This is a genomic window from Methylobacterium sp. Leaf87 (genome assembly GCF_001422775.1).
Taxonomy (GTDB): Bacteria; Pseudomonadota; Alphaproteobacteria; order Rhizobiales; family Beijerinckiaceae; genus Methylobacterium.
Genome location: NZ_LMMI01000061.1, coordinates 56,466 through 82,917, shown reverse-complemented (window position 1 = coordinate 82,917; position 26,452 = coordinate 56,466). Strand labels below are relative to the sequence as shown.

23 protein-coding genes and 1 riboswitch are annotated in these 26,452 nt (G+C 68.3%); of the genes, 9 read left to right on the top strand and 14 right to left on the bottom strand.

Annotated features, from left to right (window positions below; all coding sequences use genetic code 11):
* Positions 1-10: 10 nt before the first annotated feature.
* From ASF22_RS22170 to carB, 6 genes are all read right to left on the bottom strand, one after another.
* Positions 11-901: a LysR family transcriptional regulator gene (locus tag ASF22_RS22170; RefSeq protein WP_056175021.1), complete on the bottom strand. Its 891-nt coding sequence runs from the start codon at positions 899-901 to the stop codon at positions 11-13.
* Between the two features lie 206 nt (positions 902-1,107).
* A complete protein-coding gene (trxB, locus tag ASF22_RS22165) occupies positions 1,108-2,082 on the bottom strand; it encodes a thioredoxin-disulfide reductase (protein WP_056174523.1) in 975 nt (324 codons plus the stop codon).
* Between the two features lie 14 nt (positions 2,083-2,096).
* The gene (locus tag ASF22_RS22160; protein ID WP_056268418.1) at positions 2,097-3,131 is read right to left on the bottom strand and encodes a mitochondrial fission ELM1 family protein; all 1,035 of its coding nucleotides are present in this window, start codon (positions 3,129-3,131) and stop codon (positions 2,097-2,099) included.
* Positions 3,132-3,191: 60 nt separating this feature from the next.
* Positions 3,192-3,704 carry a hypothetical protein gene (locus tag ASF22_RS22155; protein ID WP_244474393.1) on the bottom strand — a complete coding sequence of 171 codons (513 nt, stop codon included), beginning with the start codon at positions 3,702-3,704 and terminating at the stop codon, positions 3,192-3,194.
* 8 nt (positions 3,705-3,712) lie between these two features.
* Positions 3,713-4,189 carry a transcription elongation factor GreA gene (greA, locus tag ASF22_RS22150; RefSeq protein ID WP_187272944.1) on the bottom strand — a complete coding sequence of 159 codons (477 nt, stop codon included), beginning with the start codon at positions 4,187-4,189 and terminating at the stop codon, positions 3,713-3,715.
* 126 nt (positions 4,190-4,315) lie between these two features.
* The gene (gene carB, locus ASF22_RS22145; protein ID WP_056268415.1) at positions 4,316-7,801 is read right to left on the bottom strand and encodes a carbamoyl-phosphate synthase large subunit; all 3,486 of its coding nucleotides are present in this window, start codon (positions 7,799-7,801) and stop codon (positions 4,316-4,318) included.
* A gap of 318 nt (positions 7,802-8,119) precedes the next feature.
* On the opposite strand from carB, the gene ASF22_RS22140 reads away from it, so the two are divergent.
* Positions 8,120-8,563, top strand: a complete 444-nt coding sequence (locus ASF22_RS22140) for a pseudoazurin (protein WP_056268414.1) — start codon at positions 8,120-8,122, stop codon at positions 8,561-8,563.
* A 51-nt stretch (positions 8,564-8,614) separates the two neighbouring features.
* Here the strand turns inward: ASF22_RS22140 and ASF22_RS22135 are convergent, their stop codons facing one another.
* A complete protein-coding gene (locus ASF22_RS22135) occupies positions 8,615-8,992 on the bottom strand; it encodes a hypothetical protein (RefSeq protein ID WP_056174531.1) in 378 nt (125 codons plus the stop codon).
* 191 nt (positions 8,993-9,183) lie between these two features.
* Positions 9,184-10,431 (bottom strand): glutamine-hydrolyzing carbamoyl-phosphate synthase small subunit, encoded by a 1,248-nt coding sequence (gene carA, locus ASF22_RS22130; protein ID WP_056174533.1) that lies wholly within the window; start codon positions 10,429-10,431, stop codon positions 9,184-9,186.
* Between the two features lie 203 nt (positions 10,432-10,634).
* Between carA and ASF22_RS22125 the strand changes: the two genes are divergently transcribed.
* The 3 genes from ASF22_RS22125 (at position 10,635) to rpoD (ending at position 15,301) form a co-directional block, all read left to right on the top strand.
* Positions 10,635-11,096 (top strand): GatB/YqeY domain-containing protein, encoded by a 462-nt coding sequence (locus tag ASF22_RS22125; protein ID WP_056174535.1) that lies wholly within the window; start codon positions 10,635-10,637, stop codon positions 11,094-11,096.
* Positions 11,097-11,176: 80 nt separating this feature from the next.
* Positions 11,177-13,102 carry a DNA primase gene (gene dnaG / locus ASF22_RS22120; RefSeq protein WP_056268411.1) on the top strand — a complete coding sequence of 642 codons (1,926 nt, stop codon included), beginning with the start codon at positions 11,177-11,179 and terminating at the stop codon, positions 13,100-13,102.
* 198 nt (positions 13,103-13,300) lie between these two features.
* A complete protein-coding gene (gene rpoD / locus ASF22_RS22115; RefSeq protein WP_056268408.1) occupies positions 13,301-15,301 on the top strand; it encodes an RNA polymerase sigma factor RpoD in 2,001 nt (666 codons plus the stop codon).
* A gap of 103 nt (positions 15,302-15,404) precedes the next feature.
* Here the strand turns inward: rpoD and ASF22_RS22110 are convergent, their stop codons facing one another.
* The gene (locus tag ASF22_RS22110) at positions 15,405-16,541 is read right to left on the bottom strand and encodes a hypothetical protein (protein ID WP_056268405.1); all 1,137 of its coding nucleotides are present in this window, start codon (positions 16,539-16,541) and stop codon (positions 15,405-15,407) included.
* Positions 16,542-16,845: 304 nt separating this feature from the next.
* Between ASF22_RS22110 and ASF22_RS22105 the strand changes: the two genes are divergently transcribed.
* The 5 genes from ASF22_RS22105 (at position 16,846) to ASF22_RS22085 (ending at position 21,180) form a co-directional block, all read left to right on the top strand.
* Complete coding sequence (locus ASF22_RS22105; protein WP_056268402.1) at positions 16,846-18,096, top strand: adenylate/guanylate cyclase domain-containing protein; 1,251 nt, start codon at positions 16,846-16,848, stop codon at positions 18,094-18,096.
* Positions 18,097-18,143: 47 nt separating this feature from the next.
* Positions 18,144-18,273: riboswitch (TPP riboswitch) on the top strand.
* Positions 18,274-18,349: 76 nt separating this feature from the next.
* Positions 18,350-19,558, top strand: a complete 1,209-nt coding sequence (gene thiO, locus ASF22_RS22100; protein WP_056268400.1) for a glycine oxidase ThiO — start codon at positions 18,350-18,352, stop codon at positions 19,556-19,558.
* Positions 19,555-19,767 carry a sulfur carrier protein ThiS gene (gene thiS, locus ASF22_RS22095; RefSeq protein ID WP_056268397.1) on the top strand — a complete coding sequence of 71 codons (213 nt, stop codon included), beginning with the start codon at positions 19,555-19,557 and terminating at the stop codon, positions 19,765-19,767. The genes thiO and thiS overlap by 4 nt, the downstream gene beginning before the upstream one ends.
* Positions 19,768-19,771: 4 nt before the next feature.
* Positions 19,772-20,551, top strand: a complete 780-nt coding sequence (locus ASF22_RS22090) for a thiazole synthase (RefSeq protein WP_056174548.1) — start codon at positions 19,772-19,774, stop codon at positions 20,549-20,551.
* Positions 20,551-21,180, top strand: a complete 630-nt coding sequence (locus tag ASF22_RS22085) for a thiamine phosphate synthase (RefSeq protein ID WP_200927170.1) — start codon at positions 20,551-20,553, stop codon at positions 21,178-21,180. Before ASF22_RS22090 ends, ASF22_RS22085 begins: the two co-directional genes overlap by 1 nt.
* A 67-nt stretch (positions 21,181-21,247) precedes the next feature.
* Here ASF22_RS22085 and ASF22_RS22080 read toward each other — a convergent pair whose 3' ends face one another.
* The 5 genes from ASF22_RS22080 to radC form a co-directional block, all read right to left on the bottom strand.
* Positions 21,248-22,003, bottom strand: a complete 756-nt coding sequence (locus ASF22_RS22080; protein ID WP_056174552.1) for a hypothetical protein — start codon at positions 22,001-22,003, stop codon at positions 21,248-21,250.
* Positions 22,004-22,040: 37 nt separating this feature from the next.
* Entirely contained in the window at positions 22,041-22,868 is an 828-nt protein-coding gene (locus tag ASF22_RS22075; RefSeq protein ID WP_056268596.1) for a transglutaminase family protein, read from the bottom strand.
* 143 nt (positions 22,869-23,011) lie between these two features.
* On the bottom strand, positions 23,012-23,956 hold the full coding sequence (locus ASF22_RS22070) for an alpha-E domain-containing protein (protein WP_056174553.1): 945 nt from the start codon (positions 23,954-23,956) through the stop codon (positions 23,012-23,014).
* A gap of 127 nt (positions 23,957-24,083) precedes the next feature.
* The gene (locus tag ASF22_RS22065) at positions 24,084-25,538 is read right to left on the bottom strand and encodes a circularly permuted type 2 ATP-grasp protein (protein WP_056174555.1); all 1,455 of its coding nucleotides are present in this window, start codon (positions 25,536-25,538) and stop codon (positions 24,084-24,086) included.
* Positions 25,539-25,719: 181 nt separating this feature from the next.
* A complete protein-coding gene (gene radC / locus ASF22_RS22060) occupies positions 25,720-26,427 on the bottom strand; it encodes a DNA repair protein RadC (RefSeq protein ID WP_056268593.1) in 708 nt (235 codons plus the stop codon).
* Positions 26,428-26,452: the final 25 nt, after the last annotated feature.

The following is a 26,452-nucleotide window of genomic DNA, read 5'->3' as shown; positions in this document are numbered from 1 at the left end:
GGCGCGGCGCTCAGTAGATCCAGCGCTGCGCCTTGGCGACGAGGAAGTCCCGGAACGCCTGCACGCGGGCGACGGTGCGCATCTCCTCCGCGTAGACGAGGTAGCTCTCCATGTGCGGCATCTCGCTGTCGCGCATGACCTGGACGAGGCCGGTGCCGCTCTCCACGGCGTAGTCGGGCAGGATGCCGATGCCGGCGCCCGTCTCCATGGCCTGCTGCAGGGCCGTGATGTTGTTCACCGTGAAGTGGATCGGCCGGCGCTCCTGGCCCTCGCGCCCGACGGTGGCGAGCCAGTGGGTGGCGAGCAGGTAGGACGGCTCGTTGCCGCCGAACGAGATCAGCCGGTGGTTGTCGAGGTCGGCGATGCTCTTGGGTTCGCCGAAGCGCTTGACGTAGTCGGCCGCCGCGTAGGCGTGGTAATGCACCGTGAACAGCCGCCGCTGGATCAGGTCGGGCTGGGCCGGCCGCCGCATGCGGATCGCGACGTCGGCCTCCCGCATGGCGAGGTCGAGTTCCTCGTTGGTGAGGATCATCTCGACGCGGACGTCGGGGTAGAGGTCGAGGAACTCGGCCACGCGCTGGGCGAGCCACGAGGTACCGAGCCCCACGGTGGTGGTCACCTTGAGGTCGCCGGACGGGCGCTCGCTGGTCTCGACGAGGCGCGCGCGGGTGTTCTCCAGGCGCAGCTTCATGTCCCGCGCGGCGCGAAACAGCAGGTCGCCCTGCTCGGTGAGGATGAGCCCCCGGGCGTGGCGGTGGAACAGAGGTGCCTTCAACTCCCGCTCAAGGGCGCTGATCTGGCGGCTGACGGCCGATTGGCTCAGGCCGATGTCGTCGCCGGCGCGCGTGAAGCTGCCGGCCTCGGCGACGTTGAGGAAGATGCGGATCTTGTCCCAGTCCACGGCGTCCACTCCCGTACGCACCCCGGTGCCGTCCCGTTCGCCGTTGCCGGCCCGGACCCTGACACGCGCCGCACGGATACCCACGGATCACAGTGTGGGCCGTCCATGCGAGAAGCGCCGACGGCCCATGCCGTCAGCGCTCAGGTTAGGACTTCGATCTTGCGATTGTGTTGCGGCCGGGCGCAAGCCGCGGCGGACAAAAATCGCTATTCGGCCGCAGCTTGCTGTGGGGTCTCGCCGACTTCGAGGGCGGCGATGAACTTTTCGGCGTCGAGGGCCGCCATGCAGCCCATGCCGGCCGCCGTGATCGCCTGGCGGTAGATGTCGTCGGTGACGTCGCCGGCGGCATAGACGCCGGGAATCGCCGTGTGGGTCGTCCCCGGCTTGGTCTCGATGTAGCCGCCGTCGCGCATGGCGAGCTGACCCTCGAAGATCGCCGTCGCGGGCTGGTGCCCGATGGCGATGAACACGCCGTCGGTCTTGCGTTCGACGATCTCGCCCGAGCGCACGTCCTTGAGGCGCAGGTGCGTCACCGACGGGGGCTTCTGCGTGCCGCAGACTTCCTCGACGGCGTGGTGCCACAGCACCTCGACGTTGGGATGCTTGAACAGGCGCTCCTGCAGGATGCGCTCGGCCCGGAACTCGCCCCTGCGGTGGACCACCGTCACCTTGGAGGCGAGGTTGGCGAGATAGAGCGCCTCCTCCACGGCGGTGTTGCCGCCGCCGACCACCACGACCTCCTTGCCCCGGAAGAAGAAGCCGTCGCAGGTGGCGCAGGCCGAGACGCCGAAGCCCTGGAACGCCGCTTCGGAGGGCAGGCCGAGCCACTTCGCCTGGGCGCCCGTGGCGATGACGAGGGCGTCGCACGAGTAGGTCTCGCCGGAATCGGCTTCCAGCCGGAACGGCCGGACCTTGAGATCGACCTTGGTGATGTACTCGGACACGATTCTGGTGCCGACATGCTCGGCCTGGGCGCGCATCTGCTCCATGAGCCAAGGCCCCTGGATCGCTTGCGCGAAGCCCGGATAGTTCTCCACATCCGTGGTGATCATGAGCTGACCGCCGGGCTGGAAGCCGGAGATCATCAGGGGCTCGACCATGGCGCGGGCGGCGTAGATGGCGGCGGTGTAGCCGGCCGGCCCCGAGCCGATGATGACGAGCTTGGAATGGGTGTGCGCCATCGGATTCGTCTCCTTCAGGATGGGTCGGCGGAGGACAGGCGCGCGACATGCGCGTCGTAGGCCCGCGCCATCGCCTGCGCGATGGCCGGCGTCGCGTCGAGGGGTTCGTAGCGCAAGGTCTCCAAACGACCGATGAAGGGCTTCAACGCGCCCGCCATGGCGAGGCCCGCGAACAGCCGCCTGTGACGGATATAGGTCTTCGGCAGGTCGAACAGGAGGACCGGGGCGCCCGTGCTCACGGCCTCGCCGACCATGTTGGCCGAATCCGACGTGACCACGATGGACTCGGCGAGCGCCAGCATGGCGACGTAGGGGTTCTCGCCCGTCCCGTCCCAGAAGAACCCGCCCTTGGCCGCGACCAGGGCCTCAAGAGCGTCGCGCAGGTCCGGCGGGGTGCGGCGCGAGACCGTCAACATCAGCGAGCAGCCGCCCTCCGAGAGCTTGGTCAGATCGCGCACGAGGCGGCGCATGTCGGCGTTGCGGTAGGTGAGATGCCGGCTGTCGCCGCCGATGAGCACGGCGATGCGCGGCCAGGGCAGGCCGGCGAGGCGCGGATCGGGCCGGGCGCGCGCGGCGGCGAGGCGCTTGGCGGACACCTGATGCGGCGCGGTGAGGGTGGTGAAGACGTTCTCCCCCCGCAGGTCGTCGTAATCCGGCACCCAGACGAAGTTGGCGGTCTGCGGTCCCGTGCGCGGGTCCTTGAGGAACGCCGTGAAGGTTCGTCCCCCCGAGGCTTCGCGGACGGCCCGCAGGTACGGTACCGACCGCCGACCCGAGGCGACGAGGATGTCGGGCAGCGGCCCCGACAGGGCGCCACGCGCCCGGCCCGGCCGATCGCCCGGGTCCACCGGCCCCCACGGCGCCATCCAGCCGAAGGGCGGGCGCGGCGTGATGCGCCGGGTCTCGAAGGCGAGGCCGAGGGTCTCGGCGAGGCCCAGGCACTGGTTCTCGTCGCCGGCCTTGCCGTCGGTGACGATCCAGGTCCTGGCCTGGGCGATCTCGCGCGGAGGGGTGGGGGTCGTTGCCGGACGGCCGGACGGTGCATGCATCCGGGACGCTTTCGCCATCGGCGCCGCCACGTCAATCCCGCCGGTCGGTTCGCCCGACGATCACTGCGACGGCAGGGCCCGCCGAAGCCAGCCGGCGTAATGCGCCGCGATGGCGGTCACCCGCCGACGCTCCGATTCGGGATCGTACCAAGCCCCGCCGGAACTCGCCGGGACGACGGACAACTGGGGATGCCAGGCCAGCACCTCGCCACGGCGACCAACGAGGAGGGCCTCCCCGTCGAGATAGTCGGAATCCATGCTGCCGCCGAAGCCGCTCCGGCCCTGGTTGCCGACATAGGGGTTCATCGACAGGCTGCGCAGGCGCACCACCAGGGTCGGGCCGCGCCCACCGGAAACATCGGCGAACTCGGCGCGCAGGGCCTGGGTGAGATCGTCCTGAAGCGCCCGGGCGCGGGGACCGTCCCCCTGGGCGAGGAGGGGTCCGACATCGACGCGGATGCTGGACAGCCGCTCGCCCCCGAGGCTCGGCAGACCCTGGGCCGAAGCCGGGGCGGCGAGGGAGAGAAGGCCGAGAAGGCCTCCCGTCCCGGCCCAGCGCAACAGGCGGCGCACGACGACGCTCAGGCGCCGTACTGGACGGCGACGACCTCGTAGGACTTGCCGCCGCCGGGCGTCGTCACTTCGACGGTGTCGCCCACACCCTTGCCGATAAGGGCGCGGGCGATAGGGGAGGTGATGGACACGAGGCCCGAGCGCACGTCGGCCTCCGGCTCGCCGACGAGCTGGTAGGTCTTCTCTTCCTCGGTGTCCTCGTCGACGAGCTTCACCGTGGCGCCGAACTTGATCTTGGTCCCGGAGAGCTTGGTGACGTCGATCACCTCGGCGCGCGCGATCATGCTTTCGAGTTCCATGACGCGGCCCTCGTTGTGGGACTGCGCCTCCTTGGCGGCATGGTACTCGGCGTTCTCCGATAGGTCGCCGAGGGCTCGTGCCTCGGAGATCGCCTGGATGATGCGCTGGCGCTCCACCTGCTGGCGGTGCTTCAACTCCTGCTCCAGCGCCGCGTAGCCGCGCACCGTCATCGGAACCTTGTCTATGGTCATCGTCTCGCGCCACAATGAAGAGGCCCGAAGGGAGCGCAATCGCTCCCCCCGGGCCAGAATAAGATCGTCCAGAACCTAATGCGTCGCGGCCGTGACGCAAGTCACCCGCAACGCGATGATTCAGGCCGCGAAGTATTCCTGCAAGGCGCGGACTTGGAGATCGCCTTCCAGATAGGCCTTGATCCCCTCGGCCGCCGCCATCGCACCCGCGAGAGTGGTGTAGTACGGCACTTTATGCAAGAGGGCCGCGCGGCGGAGCGAGCGGGAGTCGGAGAGCGCACCCGCCCCCTCGGTGGTGTTGAACACGAGCTGGATGTCGCCGTTCTTGATGGAATCGACCACGTGCGGCCGGCCTTCCAGAACCTTGTTCACCCGCTCCGTCGGTACGCCCTGTTCCGCGAGATAGCGCTGGGTGCCGCTGGTGGCGATGATGGTGAAGCCGAGTTCTGCGAGCAGGCGGATCGCCGGCAGGATCCGGGCCTTGTCGGCATCGCGCACGGAGACGAACACCGCCCCGCCCTTCGGCACCTGGGTGCCGGATCCGAGCTGGCTTTTCGCAAAGGCGACGCCGAAGCTCGAATCGAGGCCGATGACCTCGCCGGTGGAGCGCATCTCGGGGCCGAGCAGCACATCGACGCCGGGGAAGCGCGCGAACGGGAACACCGCTTCCTTGACGGCGATGTGATCGAGCACCTTGGCCTTGAGGCCGAAGCTCGCCAGCGGCTCTCCGGCCATGACGCGGGCGGCGATCTTGGCGATGGGCTCGCCGATCACCTTCGCCACGAACGGCACCGTGCGCGAGGCGCGGGGGTTCACCTCCAGCACGTAGATGGCGCCGTCCTTGATGGCGTACTGCACGTTCATCAGGCCGCCGACCTTGAGCGCCAGGGCCATGGCCTTCGTCTGCCGCTCCAACTCCGAAATGATCTCGGGCGAGAGCGAGCGCGACGGCAGCGAGCAGGCCGAATCGCCCGAATGGATGCCCGCCTCCTCAATGTGCTCCATGATGCCGGCAATGAACACGTCCGTGCCGTCGCAGATGGCATCGACGTCGATCTCGGTGGCGTCCGACAGGTAGCGGTCGAACAGGAGCGGGTTCTTGCCCAGCACCGTGTTGATCTGCCCCGTCTTGTCGTTGGGGTAGCGCGCCTTGACGTCGGAGGGGATCAGGCTCGGCAGGGTGTCGAGGAGATAATCCGCGAACTGGGTCTCGTCGCGGATAATCGCCATGGCGCGCCCGCCGAGCACGTAGCTCGGCCGCACCACGAAGGGCAGGCCGAGATCGGCGGCGATCAGGCGGCTTTGCTCGACCGAATAGGCGATGCCGTTCTTCGGCTGCTTCATCCCGAGCTTGTCGAGGAGGCGCTTGAACTGGTCGCGGTCCTCGGCGAGGTCGATGGCGTCGGGCGAGGTACCGAGGATCGGCACGCCGGCGGCCTCCAGGGCGCGGGCGAGCTTGAGCGGGGTCTGGCCGCCGAACTGCACGATGACGCCGTGCAGCGTCCCGGCCTGACGCTCGGTCTCGATGATCTCGAGCACGTCCTCCTCGGTCAGGGGCTCGAAGTAAAGCCGGTCGGAGGTGTCGTAATCCGTCGAGACCGTCTCGGGGTTGCAGTTGACCATGATGGTCTCGTAGCCGGCCTGGGTCAGCGCGAAGCAGGCGTGACAGCAGCAATAGTCGAACTCGATGCCCTGGCCGATGCGGTTCGGGCCACCGCCGAGGATGATGACCTTCTTCGCCTCCGTCGGCTGGGCCTCGTCGACGACCGTCCCGGCGAAGGGCGCGACATAGGTCGAGTACATGTAGGCAGTGGGCGCCTTGAACTCGGCCGCGCAAGTGTCGATGCGCTTGAACACCGGGCGGACGCCCAGCGCCCGGCGGTTACTGCGCACCGACTCCTCGTCGGTCTTCGCCAGCACGGCGAGGCGCGCGTCGGAGAAGCCGGCGGCCTTGAGCTGGCGCAGCGCTCCCGGCGTCGTCGGGATGCCGTGCGCCTTGACCCGCTTCTCGAGGTCGATGATCGCCTGGAGTTGCTCCAGGAACCACGGATCGATCTTGCACGAGGCGTGGACCTCCGCGTGGCTGACGCCGAGGCGAAGGGCCTGGCCGACCTTGAGGAGCCGGTCCGGGGTCGGGGTGCCGAGGGCCGCCTTGATGGCGTTGTGGTCGTCGCCCTTGCCGAGGCCTTCGATCTCGATCTCGTCGAGGCCGGTGAGGCCGGTCTCGAGGGAGCGCAGGGCCTTCTGCAGGGATTCGGCGAAGCACCGGCCGATGGCCATGGCCTCGCCCACCGACTTCATGGCGGTGGTGAGCGTCGGCTCGGCGCCGGGGAACTTCTCGAAGGCGAAGCGCGGAATCTTGGTGACGACGTAGTCGATGGTCGGCTCGAACGAAGCCGGGGTCGCCCCGCCCGTGATGTCGTTGGCAATCTCGTCGAGGGTGTAGCCAACGGCGAGCTTGGCCGCGACCTTGGCGATGGGAAAGCCCGTGGCCTTCGACGCGAGCGCCGATGAGCGCGAGACGCGCGGGTTCATCTCGATGACGATCATCCGGCCGGTGGCCGGGTCGATGGCGAACTGGACGTTGGAGCCGCCGGTCTCGACGCCGATCTCGCGAAGCACCGCGAGCGACGCGTCGCGCATCACCTGATATTCCTTGTCGGTCAGCGTGAGCGCCGGCGCGACGGTGATGGAATCGCCCGTGTGGACGCCCATCGGGTCGATGTTCTCGATGGAGCAGACGATGATGCAGTTGTCGTTCCTGTCGCGGACGACCTCCATCTCGTACTCCTTCCAGCCGAGCACGCTCTCCTCGATCAGGACCTCGTTTGTGGGCGAGGCATCGATGCCGCGCTCGACGATGTCGAGGAACTCCTCCCGGTTGTAGGCGATGCCGCCACCCGTGCCGCCCATGGTGAAGGAGGGGCGGATGATCGCCGGCAGGCCGACATCGGCGAGCGCGATGAGCGCCTGCCCGATGGCGTGCTCGCCGTAGCGCTTGCGCCGGTCGGATTCGCCCCGGTGCCAGGTCTTCTCGAACGCGGCCAGCGCGGGCGCGCGGGCGTCGCCCTCGGTGGCGGTCTCGATCCGGGCGATCTCGGCGAGGTACTTCTCGCGGTCGACCTTCTTGGCCGCCGACGCGTTGGCCACCGCCGATTTCGGCGTCTCCAGTCCGATCTTGGTCATGGCGTCGCGAAACAGCTGGCGGTCCTCGGCCTTGTCGATGGCCTCGGCGGTGGCGCCGATCATCTGGACGTCGAACTTTTCGAGGATGCCCATCTTCTTCAGGGACAGGGCGCAGTTCAGCGCGGTCTGGCCGCCCATGGTCGGCAGCAGGGCGAAGCCCCCCGGCACCACGTGGCGCTCCTTCTCGATGATCTTGGCGACGATCTCCGGGGTGATCGGCTCGACATAGGTGGCGTCGGCCATGTCCGGGTCGGTCATGATCGTGGCGGGGTTCGAATTGACCAGCACGATCCGGTAGCCCTCCTCGCGGAGCGCCTTGCAGGCCTGGGTGCCGGAATAGTCGAACTCGCACGCCTGTCCGATGACGATCGGGCCCGCACCGATGATGAGGATCGTGGAGAGATCGGTGCGTTTCGGCATCGGGGGCCCTGGCTTGCGGGCACGCGCCCAGGCACACGCGGCGCCACCATCGGGGGCTGCCGTGTGCGGGCGCGAGCGGCGTGGATTGTCGTTAGGCTTCGCGTCTACACGCCGCCGCCCGGTTTTGGAAGGGCGGAGCGGTGGGCGCCGTCAGCCATACGCAGGAACCATGCCCGCCGCCGGCCCCCAAGATCTTCTTACGAATAGAACTGTTTGAATTCGTAAGTATCGGCGAATTTGCCCGACATTGTGCGTTGCTATATTTGCGCAAGATCGACGAAACGCGTCGATATTCTTCAGAATCATTCGAGGAAACGCATGACGAAGCTCACCCTGCTCGCCGGAACGGTCACCCTGTGCACGACCCTCGGCACGGCCGCGATGGCGGCCGAGTTCACGGTCAAGACCCTCGACAGCGGCGCGGACGGCATGATGGTGTTCGAGCCCGCCCTGGTGAAGCTGGCGCCGGGCGACAGCATCCGCTTCACCCCAACGGACAAGGGGCACAACGCCGAGCTGATCAAGGGCATGGCGCCCGAGGGCGCGGCGACGTTCAAGACCGTGGTCGGCAAGGAGGAGGAGGTGGCGACCTTCGACAAGCCGGGCGTCTACGGCATCAAGTGCGCGCCGCACTACAACATGGGGATGATCGGCCTGGTGGAGGTGGGGGACCAGCCGGCGAACCTCGACGCCGCCAAGGCCGTTCCGCATGGCAAAATCGCCACGAAGCGGTTCGAGCCGCTGTTCGCGAAGGTGCAATAGGCACGCTCGCCGGCCGGAGGTGATCGTCCGCCCCCGGCCGGTTCGCTGAACTTAAAGGCCGGCGTAGAGTGCGGCGACGGCCCGGTCGATGGACAGGGTGAACACTCCGAAGGCCACGACGGCGGCGGCGGCGAATTCCAGGGCGGCGCTGGATAGCGTCTGGCTGCGGCGCAGGAGTTCGCGGCCGAAGAACAGGCTCACCCAGGCGATGGTGAGAACCGCCGGCAGGACGAACAGGAAGGACAGGGTGCTCTCGACGCGGTCGAGCCCGGCGGCGGGGTCGATGAGGGCCCGGATGTTGCGCACCCACGGCGCGTAGCAGGCCGCGTACAGGGTGGTCATCCAGGACAGGCCGACACCGACGCCGAGATGGAAAGTGAAGAGGCGATGCAGGCGCGAGAAGTCGTCGCGCGCGTCGTCGAAGGTCATGTGGAGATCCCCGCCATCGGTCCGGTTCGGGCCCGCGCGACGAAGCTTCGAGCGTCGTCCTTAGCGGGCCGTTCATGGGGCGGGGATGCCCGGCAATGCCGGACATTTTGTGACGCGCTCCGGTCCATATCGGGGCAGGTGGCTCGCACAGACCGGACTGGAGCGACCCCCGACGCGGCCGGCCGCCGACCTCACTCCGCCACGGCGTGGAGCGTCTCGGGCTTGCCCGCCCGCATCAGGGCGACGAAGCGCTCGAACAGGTAGTGGCTGTCGCGCGGCCCCGGCGAGGCCTCGGGGTGATGCTGCACCGAGAAGGCCGGGCGGTCGGTGAGCGAAAGGCCGCAATTCGAGCCGTCGAACAGCGACACGTGGGTCTCCACCGCGGTTGCCGGCAGGCTCCCCGGATCGACGGCGAAGCCGTGGTTCATCGACACGATCTCGACCTTGCCGGTGGTCTTGTCCTTCACCGGATGGTTGGCGCCGTGGTGGCCTTGCGCCATCTTCACCGTGCGGCCGCCGAGCGCCAGGCCCATGAGCTGGTGCCCGAGGCAGATGCCGAAGGTCGGCACCTTCTCGGACAGGAGTTCGCGGATCACCGGCACGGCGTATTCGCCCGTCGCCGCCGGGTCGCCGGGGCCGTTCGACAGGAACACGCCGTCGGGCTTCATCGCCATGATCTCAGCCGCACTCGTGGTGGCGGGCACCACGGTGACGTCGCAGCCGGCTTGCGCCAGCAGGCGCAGGATGTTGCGCTTCACGCCGTAATCGATGGCCACGACCTTCAGGCCTTGGCCGGCCGGGCGGTCGCCGTAGCCGGTCTTCACGCCCCAGGTGGTCTGCGACCAGGCGGAGGTCTCGCGGCTGGTCACCGGCGGCACGAGGTCGAGGCCCTCCATGGGGGCCAAGGCGGCGGCGCGCGCCTTCAGCGCCTCGCGGTCGAAGCTGCCGTCCGGAGCGTTGGCGATGACGGCGTTGGGCATGCCATGGTCGCGGATCAGGGCGGTGAGCGCGCGGGTGTCCACCCCGGTGATGCCCACGATGCCGCGCGCCTTCAGCCAGGCGTCGAGGTGGCTCGACGAGCGCCAGCTCGACGGGTTGGTCACCGCCGAGGCGATGACGGCGCCGCGCACGCCCGAGGCCGGGGCGGCGTCGAGGCTCTCCAGATCCTCGTCGTTGGTGCCGGTGTTGCCGATATGGGGAAACGTGAAGGTGACGATCTGTCCGGCATAGGACGGGTCGGTCAGGATCTCCTGATAGCCGGTCATCGCCGTGTTGAAGCAGACCTCGCCGTCGGCGGCCCCGGTCTGGCCGATGCCGAACCCTTCGAGGATCGTGCCGTCGGCGAGAACCAGGAGGGCGGTGGCGACGGGCTCGGCCCAGGGGGCCGGGGAGGGTGCGGCGGTGGCGGGGTGCGCGCGGGCGCCTTCATCTTGCAGCATCGGCGTGATCTCGCTTATGTCCGGCCGATCCCGGCGCCGTGCGACACGGCGCATGCCGTGCGACACGGCACACGCGGGTGGCTTGTCGTGCGGCGCTCATACCGAGCGGGCGGCGATGGGGTCAATGTGGCCCCACGCACCCACCGGCTCAAGACGCGCGATCCACTCAGCAATTCACAGACCAGCCCGATCAGGAGACTTCCATGCTGCGCGCCCGCCTCACCACCGAGATGAAAGAGGCCATGAAGGCCGGCGACAAGGCGAAACTCGCCACCGTGCGGATGATCCAGGCCGCCCTGAAGGACAAGGACATCGAGGCGCGAGGGCTGGGCAAGGAACAGCCCACCGACGAGGAGATCCTCGCGCTCCTCCAGAAGATGATCAAGCAGCGCAACGAATCGGCCGGCGTCTACGATCAGGGCGGCCGCCCGGAACTCGCCGAGAACGAGCGCGCCGAGGCCGCGATCATTGCCGGGTACCTGCCCCAGCAGATGGACGAGGCCGAGACCCGTGCCGCCATCGAGGCCGCCGTCGCCGAGACGGGCGCCGCCGGCCCCAAGGACATGGGCAAGGTCATCGCGTCCCTGAAGGCGGCCTATGCCGGCCGGATGGATTTCGGCAAGGCGAGCGGGCTGGTGAAAGAGGTGCTGAACGCCAAGGCGTGAGGCGAGGCGGCAGGCCGCGACGCTCGGCGTTCGGGACTCCTTAAGGCCCGTCGGCTAGACTGGGCGGCCGCAGAGGTCCAATGCGCTATCCGCCCCACATCCTCGAAGAGATCCGCGCGCGCCTGCCCGCCTCCGACGTGGTCGGGCGCCGCGTCCGGCTGAAGAAGGCGGGGCGCGAGTGGCGCGGCCTGTCGCCGTTCAACGCCGAGAAATCGCCGTCGTTCTACGTCAACGACCAGAAGCAGTTCTACCACTGCTTCTCGAGCGGAAAACACGGCGACGTGTTCACCTTCCTGATGGAGACGGAAGGGCTGAGCTTTCCCGAGGCCGTCGAGCGCCTGGCCTCGGAGGCCGGCGTCAGCCTGCCGACCCCGAGTGCCGACACCCGGGAAATGGAGACGAAGCGCGCCGGCGCCCTCGACATCATGGAGATGGCGGCCGCGTTCTACGAGGCGCAGCTCGCCGGGAGCGCCGGGATCGAGGCCCGGGCCTATCTCGACCGGCGCCAGCTCGGACTCGACACCCGCGCGCGGTTCCGCCTCGGCTACGCGCCGAACGACCGCTACGCCCTTCGCGATCATCTGGCCGCCAAGGAGGTGTCCAAGGAAATGATGGCCGAGCTCGGCCTGATCGTGACCGGCGACGACATCAAGGTGCCGTACGACAAGTTTCGCGACCGGGTGATGTTTCCCATCACCGATTCGCGCGGACGCGTCATCGCCTTCGGCGGCCGGGCGATGCAGAAGGACGCCAAGGCGAAGTACATGAACTCGCCGGAGACGCCGCTCTTCCACAAGGGCCAGCTCCTCTACAACCTGCACGGCGCGCGGAAGGCCGCCCACGATCGCGGTACCATCATCGCCGTCGAGGGCTACGTCGACGTCATCGCCATGACGCTGGCGGGCCACCCGAACGCCGTGGCTCCCCTGGGCACCGCGCTGACGGAGGAGCAGGTCGCGCTGCTCTGGCGCCACGGCGACGAGCCGATCCTGTGCTTCGACGGCGACGGCGCCGGTCAGCGCGCCGCATTTCGGGCGCTGGACGTCGCCCTGCCGGGCCTGACGCCGGGCAAATCCCTGCGCTTCGCCATGCTGCCCGAGGGGCAGGACCCCGACGACCTCCTGCGCTCCGAGGGCAAGGCCGCCATCGACCGGGTGCTGGAGGGCGCGCGCCCCCTGGTGGAAGTGCTGTGGTCGCGGGCGACCGAGGGCGCGCCCCTCGACACGCCCGAGCGCCGGGCAGGCCTCGCCAAGATCCTGCGCGAGATGGTGGCGGGCATCCGCGACGAGACCGTGCGGGGGTTCTACCGCGACGAGATCGAGGGCCGCCTGCGCGCGCTCTCACCCCAGTCGAACCAGGGCCGACGCGGCCCGTGGGAGCCCCGACAGGGCGGCGGCGGCGGCCGGCCGGCCTACCAGCGGACCCCGCGCCCGGGCGATCCGCCGCCGTCGCCGCGCATCACCACCAAGTTCAACCCGCTCTATGCGGGCGAGACCAACGCCGCCGGCCCCGTGGCGTTTCGCGACCGCGAGGCGATGATCGTGTCGAGCCTCCTCGTCCACCCGGAACTCCTCGGCATCGAGGCGGAGGATCTCGCCGAACTCGAACTCGGCGATTCCGACGCGCAGGCCCTGCGCTCGCTGCTCCTCGACAGCCACGCCGATGCCGGACAGCCCGGCGTCGAGGTCCTGGAGGCCCGCCTGCGGCGCACCGGACTGGTCGAGGCGTCGGAACGACTGGCCACTCATGTGCGCCCCGGGGACCGATGGACCCTTGACGCGCATGCCGATCCCGTGCGTCTCGAAGACGCATTGCGTCAGGCCGTGATCTTGCACCGCAAGTCCGGCGCGCTAAATAGCGAACTTCGCTTGGCGGAACACGCCCTGGCCGAGGACTTCACGGAGGCGAACTTCGCTTGGCTGTGTGACGTGAAGCAACGTATGGCCGTGGTCGCCGGAGCGGAGGCGGAGGAGGACGGGTCCGACGCCGATGCGGCAGCGGGCTAGGCCCTCGAAGGAACGGAATTCTCGCGCCGAAGGCGGCGCATGGTTAACAATCGGTCAAGCGTCTCGCTTGCATACCGGGATCTGAGATCGACGCGGGCGCTTTTCGGCGTTCCGCACACCATATGCATTGCAACGTCGTAGACGCGGAGTGAGCCACACACTCCCGCGCGACATTGCCACGACAACCATAGGCGGACCATGGCGACGAAGGCAACGGAACGGGACGAGACGGATGCTGCCCCCGAGGCACAGACGGACGGGCCGCTTCTCGATCTGACGGATGCCTCCGTCAAGCGGATGGTGAAGCTCGCCAAGAAGCGCGGCTACATCACCTACGAGGAGATCAACGAGGTCCTGCCCGACGGCCAGTCCGATCCCGACCAGATCGAGGACGTGCTGTCCCAGCTCTCCGAGATGGGCATCAACGTCGTCGAGGCGGAGGAGACCGAGGAGACCGCCGGCGAGACCAAGGCCAACGGCGAGGCCGGCGAGGACGAGGACGGCGCGGAGGGGACCGAGGTCGCCGAGATCGCGCCGACCAAGGCCCCGGCCGTGCGCGAGACCACGACCAAGGAGCCCACCGACCGCACGGACGATCCCGTGCGCATGTACCTGCGCGAGATGGGCTCCGTGGAGCTGCTGTCGCGCGAGGGCGAAATCGCCATCGCCAAGCGCATCGAGGCGGGCCGCGAGGCGATGATCGCCGGCCTGTGCGAGAGCCCGCTGACCTTCCAGGCCATCATCATCTGGCGCGACGAACTCGTCGACGGCCGGGTGCTCCTGCGCGAGATCATCGACCTCGAAGCCACCTACGCGGGTCCCGACGCCAAGAACGCGATGCAGATCGCGGAAGGCGGCGAGGAAGCCGAGGAGACCGAGGCCGAAACCCCGGCGGCGCCCGAGGGCGACGACGAGGACGACATGGAGAACAACGTCTCCCTGGCGGCCATGGAGACCGAGATCAAGCCGCGCGTCCTCGAGACGTTCGACAACATCGCGAACAACTACAAGAAACTGCGCAAGCTCCAGAGCGAGCACGCCGAGGTGAAGGCCTCGGGCGGGACCCTGACGGACGCGCAGGCCGTCAAGCGCGACGAGTTGAAGGACATCGTCGTCACCGACGTGAAGTCCCTCTCGCTTAACGCCAACCGCATCGAGGCCCTGGTCGAGCAGCTCTACGACATCAACAAGCGCCTCATCTCGCATGAGGGCCGCCTGATGCGCTACGCCGAGACCCACGGCGTCGCACGCGACGAGTTCCTGCGCCACTACCAGGGCTGGGAGCTCGACCCGAACTGGATGGAGCGCGTCGGCAGCCTCGGCGGCCGCGGCTGGAAGAACCTCGTCGAGAAGGGCCAGAAGGAGGTCGTGCGCCTGCGCGAGCAGATCCTCACCCTCGCCTCCGAGACCGGTCTCGAAATCGGCGAGTACCGCAAGATCGTCAACATGGTCCAGAAGGGCGAGCGCGAAGCCCGTCAGGCCAAGAAGGAGATGATCGAAGCGAACCTCCGCCTCGTGATCTCCATCGCCAAGAAGTACACCAACCGCGGCCTGCAGTTCCTCGACCTGATCCAGGAGGGCAACATCGGCCTGATGAAGGCAGTGGACAAGTTCGAGTACCGTCGCGGCTACAAGTTCTCGACCTACGCCACCTGGTGGATTCGCCAGGCGATCACCCGCTCCATCGCCGATCAGGCCCGCACCATCCGCATCCCGGTGCACATGATCGAGACGATCAACAAGATCGTCCGCACCTCGCGCCAGATGCTGCACGAGATCGGCCGCGAGCCGACCCCCGAGGAACTGGCCGAGAAATTGGCCATGCCCCTGGAGAAGGTGCGTAAGGTCCTGAAGATCGCCAAGGAGCCGATCTCCCTCGAAACCCCCATCGGCGACGAGGAGGACAGCCACCTCGGCGACTTCATCGAGGACAAGAACGTCGTCCTGCCCATCGACGCGGCGATCCAGAGCAATCTGCGCGAGACCACGACGCGCGTCCTCGCGTCGCTGACCCCGCGCGAGGAACGTGTGCTGCGCATGCGCTTCGGCATCGGCATGAATACCGACCACACCCTCGAAGAGGTCGGCCAGCAATTCTCGGTGACCCGCGAGCGCATCCGTCAGATCGAGGCGAAGGCCCTGCGCAAGCTCAAGCACCCGAGCCGGTCGCGCAAACTGCGCAGCTTCCTCGACAACTGAAGTCGTAAAAAGGCGGCCCGGTAGGCCGCCTTTTTCGATTCAATGCATCGCCGTACGTTCAGTCAGCGGCCTTCGGCATGTTGCGCCAAGTCGAACTGTCTCGTCATGCTTTCCGGATGTAACTGATGGCGGCGACCACTCCGCCACGCGGTTCGTTCACCGAGGATTGCAGGAAGTAACCGTCCTTAGTGACTTGCATCGATACTTTCCGGGCATCGTAGAGTCCGCGGAAAACGCTTTCTGGCGTCACGTCGCCGATAACGTCCATGTTTGTTCCATTGTCATTCGTATAGGGGCTCGCGAAGAACAGGGCGATCCGCTTCTTTGTCACCGAGGTGCTGAAAACCATGACGCCCTCGGCGCCGCGTAGCCCGAATTTCTTGTCCGAGAAATAGATCCCGGCGGAAATGAAATTGTCCGGGTCGTCCTTGCCGAAGATGGTGCGATGATTGACCTGCACTTCGGGTGAACTCAAGCCCGACGGATGGTCGGCCATGAAGCTCTTCATGTCGCCATGCGCCATGTAGAGATCGCCTTGGTTGGCACCGGTCAGACCATCGCGCCACTTGTTAACCGTCAGGTTCTCGTCCGTATCGTTCATGACGATTCCGAGGATCTTCTTCGGGTTTTCCAGAAACAGGAACAGGAGCAAACCGACGAGGGCGAAGACGATGACCGAGATGGCAGTCTTCATGCCGAGGCCGGCGATTCCCGCTCGTGCAGCACCGAGGAACGTCGTCCCACCAGCACGATAGGCGTCGATAGCGAGCTTCGTGGCTGCGAGACCGACGCTGAGCACGCCGCCGCCGATGATTTCACCGGCCGCCTGCCCGGGCGTCTTCGCGTTCGAGGCGTTCTCGAACCGCTTCGTCAGCATATAGACATAATCTTTGACGTCGTTCCCCCTGTAACTCAGGATTGTGGGGACGTCCGTGGGTACGATCGTGAAGTTGGGCTCGATGTCCACGTCACTCGCCAGCATCGCGTCCAGGAGCGCGTCTTCGGCTTCGCAGTTGGGGCTGCCCTGATGCCAATCCTCAAGGTAGCCCTCACGCTTCGCCTTATCGAAGATCGCATCGAGCAGTGCCCCGGCGGCACGCTTCTTCTTCTCGGCATATGGGAGATGCGAACGAAGGATAGGTGCGAGGTCGACGTTGAACTGCTTTCGCAGATTGCCGATGACCTCCTCGGCGAACGCAACTTCAGAGAGTTCGAGTAAACGGCTTTCCAAGCGAATCATCACACGCTTCCTTACGTTGAGGTTGCGTTATCGAGATGCAATACAACCTGGAAGAAAACAATCTCAGATTTCATTTCACGTGAGGATTCGACACCGTCGTGATTCGAGGCCTTTCGGGATCGTGCCCATCTCCCCCACCGGAGGTCCTGGGGGAGGCGAGGCGCGGAATTCGAATGGAATTGCAACCGGGGTCCGCAGATTTCACGTTGATCCAACCATCGTTTCCCGGTTGATGGCGGTTCGGAGAGCCGCGCAAAGCGAGCGTCCGGTTGCCGAAGCGCGATCCTTGACCCAACTAGGCCATATGCTCGATCGAGGTCCGCCCCAGTCGCCGCCCACCGCCGAAGCCGACGGATCGGAAGCGAACGACGTTCCGTTCGGCGCCCTGCAGCAATGCGTGGCCCTGCGCGACTGGCTGCTGAGCGAGGGCGCCCGGATGCCCAACGCCGAGGACCTCCTGGCGGGGCTGGCCGAGCGGCTCATCGACCTCGGGGTGCCGGTGGACCGGGCGACCACGGCCATCGACGCCCTGCATTCCGAGTATTCCGGCGTCGGCCGTTTCTGGACCCGCGAATCGGGCTCGACGGTGCGGCTGTTCCCCCACGGCGACGCCTCCGACAAGGCCTACCGCGAGAGCCCGTTCCAGACGGTCCACGAGACCGGGGAGTGGCTGATCCTCGATCTTTCCGAGACGCCGTCCGACGCCTACGCGGTGATCCCCGACCTGAAGGCCGAGGGCTACCGCCACTACATCGTGGCGCCGCTGTTCTTCACCAACGGCACCCGCAACGGCATCACGTTCGCCACACGCAGCGCGGATGGATTTCGCGACGAGGACGTGGCGATCCTGCGCTTCGTCATCCCGACGCTCGCCGCCGTGATGGAGATGCGCAGCATCAACAAGCAGCTCGACCACGTGCTGCGGATCTATGTCGGCGACGAACCGCACAAGGCGATCCTGGCCGGCTCGATCCGGCGCGGCCACGTTCAGCGCATCCGCTCGGCGATCCTGTTCGCCGACATGCGCGACTACACCCGCATCTCCGCCGAGATGACCCCGGAAGAAGCGGTGGACCTCCTCAACATCTTCTTCGACTGTCTCGTGCCGGCCATCGAGCGCGAGGGCGGCGAGGTGCTGAAGTACCTCGGCGACGGCCTGCTGGCGATCTTTCGCGAGCGGGGCGACGACCTCGGCGGGGCGGCCAAGGGGGCATTGACGGCGGCCCAGAGCGCGCTCGCGGCCCTCGCCGAAGCCAACGGCCTCGGGCGCTTCGCCCAGCCCGTGGCGGCCGGCATCGCGCTCCATCACGGCGAGGCCGCCTACGGCAATGTCGGCTCGGGCGCGCGCCTCGACTTCACGGTCATCGGCCGCGACGTGAACCTCGCGAGCCGCCTCGCCCGCCTCAACCGGACGCTCGGCGAGCCCCTGCTGATGTCCAAGCCCTTCGTGGATTTCCTCTGGGGCGATCCGGTCTCCCTCGGCACCCACGCCCTCGACGGGTTCGCCGAGCCCATGGGGGTGTTCCGCCCCGGACGGCCGGCCGCGACGGTGTGACGAGGCGCGCGGGGTGTTGACCGGAGCGTCGTTGCGGCCCACATCGGTGGTGTTCCAGGGAGATCCCCGGCAAGGGGCTGAGAAACCGATGAGCGGCCTGCGTGCGGGCGGCGGCGCGGAAATCCTTCGAACCTGAACCGGTTCATACCGGCGTAGGGATTGGACCGCCGTGTTTGCCCGCCCGAGTTCGGCGGGCTTCGCTCAGAAGCGCACCGGCCCCACACCCCCTGCGTCCGTCGCGGAGGTTGTCCAGGTGCTCGTTCCCAGCCGACCCATCGATCTCAGGCGCTCACCCGCCGCCGCCCGGGCGCAATCCGCCCTGCCGGCCCGCTGCGATGTCGCCATCGTCGGCGGCGGCCTCATCGGCCTGTCCATCGCCTGGCGCCTCGCGGAACGCGGACGCGCCGTTACCGTCGTCGAGCGCGAGACCGTCGGCGCGGGGGCGAGCCTCGCTGCCACCGGCATGCTGGCGCCGGCCGCCGAGCACGAGCCCGGCTCCGACCAGCTGCTGCCCTTGGCCCTGGTGAGCCTGTCGCGCTGGCCGGGGTTTCGCGACGCCCTGCAGGCGGCGTCGGGCGTCGACATCGACTACCGGGAGGAGGGCACCCTGGTGCTCGCCATCGGCCGCGACGAGGTCGAGCGCTTGCGCTTTCGCCACGACCTGCAGGTCCGCTCGGGCCTCGAGGCCACGTGGCTGTCCGGGCCGCAGGTGAGGGCCCGCGAGCCGGCCCTGCGCCCGGCCGTCACCGCCGGCCTCTACTGTCCCCACGATCATCAGGTCGATCCGAGCCGGGTCATGGCCGCCCTGGTGCGGGCCTGCACGGCCGCGGGCGTCACCATCGTGGAGAATTGCTCCGTCGAAGCCCTGGACTGGGCGGGCGACCGGGTCACGGGGCTCCTGACCGGCCAGGGCCGGCTCGCGGCCGAGACCGTGATCCTCGCCGCCGGCGCCTGGAGCGGGCAGACCGGGCTGCTCCCCGATGCCCTAGCGCTGCCGGTGCGTCCCCTGAAGGGCCAGTCGCTGGCGCTGCGCACCACCGCCCGCACCGGAACCCTCACCCACATGGTCTGGACCGAGCAGGTCCACATGGCCCCGAAGAGCGACGGCCACCTCATCGTCGGGGCGACGGTGGAGGATTGCGGCTTCACCCCCGGCGTCACGGCGGGCGGCCTCTACGCGCTGCTGGAAGGGGCGCGCCGTGTCCTGCCCGGTATCGAGGAGATGGCCGTCGAGGCCGTGTGGAGCGGCTACCGCCCGACCTCCGACGACGACGCGCCGATCATCGACACCCTGGCCCCCGGCCTCGTCGCGGCGACGGGCCACCACCGCAACGGCTACCTCCTGGCGCCCGCCACCGCCGACGCCGTCGCGGCCCTGCTGACGGACGGCGCCGTGCCGGACTACGCCAGCGCCTTCGGCCGCGCCCGCTTCGCCCCGGCCGAGACGAGGGCGCGTGTATGAAACTCATCCTCAACGGCCGGCCCCACGAGAGCGCGGCGCGCGACCTCGACGCCCTGTTCCGGATCGAGGCCGAGGAGACCGGGATCGAGAGCCCACAGGGCATCGCCATCGCCGTCAACGGCGCGGTTATCCGCCGCCGGGACTGGGAAACGACGCAACTCGAAGAGGGCGACCGCGTCGAGATCGTCCGCGCCATGCAGGGAGGCTGAAACCATGACCGAACCCCACGACGATCCCCTCGTCATCGCCGGCATCACCCTGGGCTCGCGCCTGTTCATCGGTACGGCGGGCTATCCCACCCAATCCATCATGGCCGAATCCGTGGCGGCGTCGGGCGCCGAAGTGGTGACCGCCTCGATCCGCCGGGTCTCGCTCCAGGGCCACGGCTCGGACACGGTCAGCAAGCTCAAGGGCTACCGCTTCCTGCCCAACACCGCCGGCTGCGAGACGGCGCGCGACGCGATCATGACCGCCGAACTCGCCCGCGAGGCCCTCGACACGACGTGGATCAAGGTCGAGGTCATCGGCGACCGCGAGACTCTGTACCCGGACGTCGCCGAATTACTGGAGGCCTGCCGCCACCTCGTGGAGGACGGCTTCACCGTGCTGCCCTATTGCAACGACGATCCGGTGGTGTGCCAGCGCCTGGCCGACATCGGCTGCGCCGCCGTGATGCCCATGGGCTCGCTCATCGGCTCCGGCATGGGTGTGGCGAACCCGGCCAACCTCGAACTGATCTGTCGGCGCTCGCCCGTGCCCGTCATCGTCGATGCCGGCATCGGCACGGCGTCGGACGCCGTCATCGCCATGGAGCTCGGGGCCGCCGGCTGCCTCCTCAACACGGCGGTGGCGAAGGCCGACGACCCCGTACGGATGGCCCGCGCCATGGGCCACGCCGTCGCGGCCGGCCGCCTCGCGCACCGCGCCGGCCGCATTCCTCGGCGCGGCCGGGCCGAACCGTCGAGCCCGCAGCTCGGCCTCGTCGGCTCATGATGCCGCTGCCGTCGCCGCTCCTCGTGGTGACGGACCGGACACTGGTCCCCGGTGGGGAGCAGGACCTCGTCGCCCGGATCGACGCGCTTCTCGCGGGCGGCGCCCGCTGGGTCTGGTTTCGCGAGCGCGACCTGGCGCCGGCCCCGCGCGAAACCCTGGCGCGCGCGCTGCTGGAGCGGGTGCGCGCCCGGGGCGGTGTCCTGAGCATCGGCGCAAGCGCGGCCCTCGCGGCGGATCTCGGGGCGGACGGCGTCCACCTGCCCGGCGGGGCGACACCGGCCGATTTCGCGGCGGCGCGGGGTCGGTTGCCCAACGGCTTGATCGGAGTCTCGGCCCATTCGATCGGGGAGGTCGAGGCGGCCGCGCGGCATGGCGCGGACTACGCCACCCTGAGCCCGATCTTCGCGACGTCGAGCAAGCCCGGCTACGGCCCGGCCCTGGGGCCGGAGGCCATGCGGGCGGCGAAAGCGTGCGGGCTGCCGGTCATCGCCCTCGGGGGTATCATGGGCGAGAGGGTCAGGCCCTGCCGGGCGGCAGGGGCCGCCGGGATCGCCGTCATGGGCGGCCTGATGCGCAGCCGCGACCCGGCGGGCGACGTGGGCGCTTTGCTCGGAGCCTGGAAGACCTGACGAGTCGGGGAGCGTCTCCCACCCGCTCGTGGGGGAGGGCCGAACGCGATGCGAAACTCGAAAAAATCTACTTCGGGTCGGCGGCCGGGCCGTAGGGCGGACGCGGGATCGCCCGGTGAGCGGCGCGCAGGGCCGCCGACCAGCGTTCGCGCAGATCGTGGAAGTAGCCTTCGCCCGCCTCGATGCGGTGGTTGACCTCGAGGGTGAGGGCGTCGCGGCGGACCAGGGCGATGTCGATGGGCAGGCCGACGCCGAGGTTGGACCGCATGGTCGAATCCATCGAGACGAGGCCGACCTTGAGGGCGTCGTAAAGATCGGTCTCGTATTTCACCGCCCGGTCGAGGATCGGCTTGCCGTACTTGTGCTCGCCGATCTGCAGGAACGGCGCGTCGCCGCTGCATTCGATGAAATTGCCGGCGGCGTAGATGAGGTACAGCTTCATCGGGTCGGTGCCGATCTGGCCGCCGAACAGCAGCGAAACGGAGAAGCGCAGGTTCGCCGCCTCGAACCCGGCCTTCTCGATCTCGCGCACCCGGCGGATGGCGCGGCCGACGAGCTGGGCGGCCTGGAACATGGTCGGTGCCTCGACGAGCTTCATCTTGGCCTCGCCGGCATCGCCCTCGACGCCCTCGGAGAGCAGGCTCAGGACCGACTGGGTGATGGAGAGGTTGCCGGCGGACGCCAGCATCATCACCCGCTCGCCCGGCACGTTGAAGTGGTGGAGCTTGCGGTAGGTGGAGATGTCGTCGAGGCCCGCGTTGGTGCGGGTATCGGCGATCATTACCAAGCCGTCCTCGACCAGGACACCGACGCAGTAGGTCATCGTTTCAGCTTTCTTCGTGCCCGAACGCCCCGTATCGTCAGGACTGGACCGTCGCCTGTGCTTGCTCGACGCGGAGCTTCACGTCGAGGGTTTCCGTACCGCCACCCATGCGGCTGCCGCGGATCGGAGCCGCGCCGAGGTAGTCGAGCCCCACGGCGACGCGGATATGCGCCTCCGTGGTGGCGATGCCGTGGGCGGGGTCGAAGCCGACCCAGCCGAGGTTCGGCACCAGGGATTCGACCCAGGAATGACCCGCCTCCTGGTCGACCATGCCGTCGTCCCGGTGGAAGTAGCCCGAGACGTAGCGGGTCGGGATCTCGAGGTGGCGTGCCGCGGCGATGAAGATGTGCGTCAGATCCTGGCAGACGCCCTTCGCCTGCTCGAACGACTGCGCCGCCGTGGTGCTGGCGCTGGTCGGGCCGGGCTCGAACACCACCTTGTCGTGCACGGCGGCGAGCAGGCGGTGGAGGCAGGGCAGGGGCGAGGCGTCGCCCGCCTCCCGGACCGCGCGGGCGAAGGCCTGGATCGGCTCGCTCGCCAGAGCGAGATCGGAATCGCGCAGGTAGAACTCGTCGGGCAGTCGCTCGACGGTGCCGCGCACCACGCCGTGCATCTCGTTGGTGTCGACCTCGCCGGTGACCCGGATGGTGAGGGATTCGGCCGGCTCGTCGGCGGTGAACCAGTGCACCACGTTGCCGAATCCGTCCTCGCGCTCGCTGATCCGGCCGTCGATGGACGGCTCGATGCGCCAGCGCCGGACATATTGGCCGTCATGGTCGCGCGGCCGCAGGCGCAGGACCTGGATCAGGTTCCGGGCGGGATGCTCGTAGGTGTAGTTGGTCTCATGAAAGACGCGGATTCGCATGAGGGCGGCCTTTGCGCGGGTCCGGGCAGAGCCCGCCACCCCTAAGCATCATTCCCCGACGTGTCACACGGTTCGAGGCGAACCGGGATAAGTCGACGGATTTCGAGGCGGGTGTCACGTCGGCGGCGCCACGTGACACCCGCTCAGACGAGATATTGCTCGATCACCGCCGCGCCGAGGCGGTTGTTCTCGGCGATAAACGCCGTGACGAATTCGTGCAGCCCCGACGTGAAGATCCGATCGATGTTCTCGCCCTCCAGCCGCGCCAGGGTGTTGCTGGCGAAACGTTGGCTGGCCCCGCGCCGCCCGTAGGCGTCGGCGATGAGGTCGAGGTGTTCCACGAGCATGCCGTAGCAGTTGTGCAGCGAGCGCGGCATCTGGCGGTTGAGGATGAGGAGATCGGCCACCAACAGGGGCTTCACGCTCTCGCGATAGACCCAGTGATAGGCGTTGAAGGCCGAGACCTCGCGCAGGATCGTGGTCCACTGGAAGTAGTCGAGGCTGCCGCCGACGCGCTCGGTGGCGGGCAGGAGGATCCGGTACTTCACGTCGAGGATGCGGGCGGTGTTGTCGGCCCGCTCGATGGCGGTGCCGAGGCGAGTGAACCAGTAGGCGTCGTTGCGCAGCATGGTGCGGTAGGCCGAACCGTCGAAGGCCAGGGACACGCCCTTCACCCATTCGAGGAAGCGGGAGAACTCGTCGCGGTTCAGGTCGCGCCCCTCGTAGTTGCGCAACTCCAGCCAGGCGCCGTTGATGGCGTCCCACATCTCGGTGGTCAGGGCCGTGCGGACGCTGCGGGCGTTCTCGCGCGCCGTTTCGATGCAGGAGCGGATCGAGGACGGGTTGTGCGGACTGAAGGCGAGGAAGTCGCAGACCGTGGCCTCGGTGACGCCGTCGTAGAGCGGCTTGAACACTTCCGGATCGCCGGCCGACGCCAGGGCCGAGGCCCATTCGTTGGTCTCGCCGCCACCGTAGCTCGACGGCAGGGCCGCGAGCCGATGCGCCGCGTCGAGGATACGGGCGACGAACTCGGCCCGCTCGACGTAGCGCGAGAGCCAGTACAGGTTGTCTGCGGTCCGGGAGAGCATGGGCTTCCGTTGAGGCGCGGCCACCCGCGACGCGCGCGGGAACCGTTGGGCTGAGGGGACTATGCGGAGGCGATGACGGGTTGGGAAGCGCGCAGGACCCGTGCCGCATTCGGACGGGAGGGGATTGTCAGGCGTCGAGGACCCAGGTGTCCTTGGTGCCGCCGCCCTGGCTCGAATTGACCACGAGGGACCCTTCCTTCAGGGCGACGCGGGTGAGGCCGCCGGGCACGATGCGGATCTCGTCGGAGCCGCACAGCACGAACGGGCGCAGGTCGACGTGGCGCGGCGCGACACCGGAGGCGACGAAGGTCGGGCAGGTGGAGAGGGCGAGGGTCGGCTGGGCGATGAAGCCGTCGGGTGCGTGCTTCAGCTTGCGCCCGAACTCCTCGATCTCGCGCTTCGTCGCGTGCGGGCCGACGAGCATGCCGTAGCCGCCCGAGCCGTTGACCTCCTTCACCACGAGGTCCTTGAGGTTGTCCATGACGTAGGCGAACGCCTCCTTCTCGCGGCAGCGATAGGTCGGCACGTTATGCAGGATCGGCTCCTCACCGGTGAAGAACCGCACGATCTCGGGCATGTAGCTGTAGACCGCCTTGTCGTCGGCGATGCCGGTGCCGACGGCGTTGGCCAGCGTCACGGTCCCGCGCTCGTAGGCGTTCATGAGGCCGGGCACGCCGAGCACCGAGTCGGGGCGGAACACCAGGGGGTCGAGGAAGTCGTCGTCGAGGCGGCGGTAGAGCACGTCGACCCGGCGCGGCCCCTCGGTGGTGCGCATGTAGACCACGTCGTCCTTGGTGAAGAGGTCGGAGGCCTCCACCAGATCGACGCCGAGCTTGTCGGCGAGGAACGAGTGTTCGTAGAACGCCGAATTGTAGCGGCCGGGCGTCAGCAGGGCGACGGTGGGGTCCCGCGTCGCGGTGGACGGCGCCAGGGACCGCAGGGTCGCCAGCAGGGCGTCGGGATAGTTCTCCACGGGGGCCACGCGGTGGCGTGAGAACAGCTCCGGGAACAGCCGCAGCATCACCTCGCGGTTCTCCAGCATGTAGGAGACGCCGGACGGCGTGCGGGCGTTGTCCTCCAGCACGAAGAAGTCGTTCTCGCCGGTGCGGACGATGTCGATGCCGGCGATGTGGACGTAGAGGTCGTGCGGCACCTTGAAGGCGCGCATCTCCATCCGGTAGTGCGGGTTGCGGTAGACGAGATCAGCCGGGATGATGCCGGCCTTGATGCATTCCTGGGCGCCGTAGATGTCCTTCAGGAACGCGTTGATGGCGGTGACGCGCTGCTTGAGGCCGCGTTCGAGGAAGCTCCACTCCGGCTTGGTGATGACCCGGGGGATGATGTCGAACGGGATCAGCCGCTCGGTGGATTCGTTGGCGCCGTAGACCGCGAAGGTGATGCCGATGCGGCGGAACAGCATCTCAGCCTGGCTGCGACGGGTGTTGAAATGCTCCGGCGGCGTGGTGTCGAGCCACGATTTCAGGCTGTTGTACGCCTCGCGCACGGCCGCATCGTTGAGCGTCCCTTCCTTCAGGATCCCGTCCGGGAACCCGGTCATCTCGTCGAACGCAGCGAGCGCCATGTGCGCCTCCCCTTAAACGCCAAGTTCCAGGCAAGAGGCGCGCCAGGGGCGGACCGACCGGCCGTTCGAGGTCTCGACGGACCCCTTCGAGGGTACGCTAACACGCGGAACGCGAGGCGGCACGGTGTCTCTCACGAAACGTGAAGGCGTCGAGGGCCGGATGTTTCGCGGGGGGTGACGGTCAGATCAGCTTCAGGCCCTTGAAGCTCGCATGGCCCTCGCGCCCGAGGATCACGTGGTCGTGAACCACGATCCCGAGGGGATCGAGCACGCCGACGATGTCGCGGGTCATGCGGATGTCCGCCGCCGACGGGGTCGGGTCGCCGGAGGGATGGTTGTGAGCGAGGATGATGGCGGTGGCGGAGAGTTCCAGTGCGCGCCGCGCCACCTCGCGGGGATAGACCGGCGTGTGGTCGACGGTGCCGCGCCCCTGGACCTCGTCGGCGAGGAGGTGGTTGCGCCGGTCGAGGAACAGCACACGGAACTGCTCGCGCGCCGCGAACGCCATGGTGGCCCGGCAATATTCGAGCACGGCGCTCCACGACGACAGCAGCGGCCGGGCCGCGATGGCGCCCCGCGCCAGCCGATGGCCCGCCGCTTCGATGAGCTTCAGGTCGGCGATGACCCCGGCGCCGATGCCTTCGATTTCGGCAAGCCGGGCCGGTTCGGCCGAGATCACCTCGGCGAAGCTGCCGAAACGCCGGATCAGCGCCTTCGCCAGGGGCTTCACGTCGCGCCGGGGAATGGCGCGAAACAAGGCAAGTTCGAGGAGCTCGTAATCCGGCAGCGCGTCGGCGCCCCCTTGGGCGAAGCGGGCGCGCAGGCGGTCGCGGTGCCCGAGGTAATGCGGCTCGGCCGCCTCGGTCCCGGTCGCCTCGCCGGCCGGCAGGGGAGGGTCGGACGGTCGGCGGGCG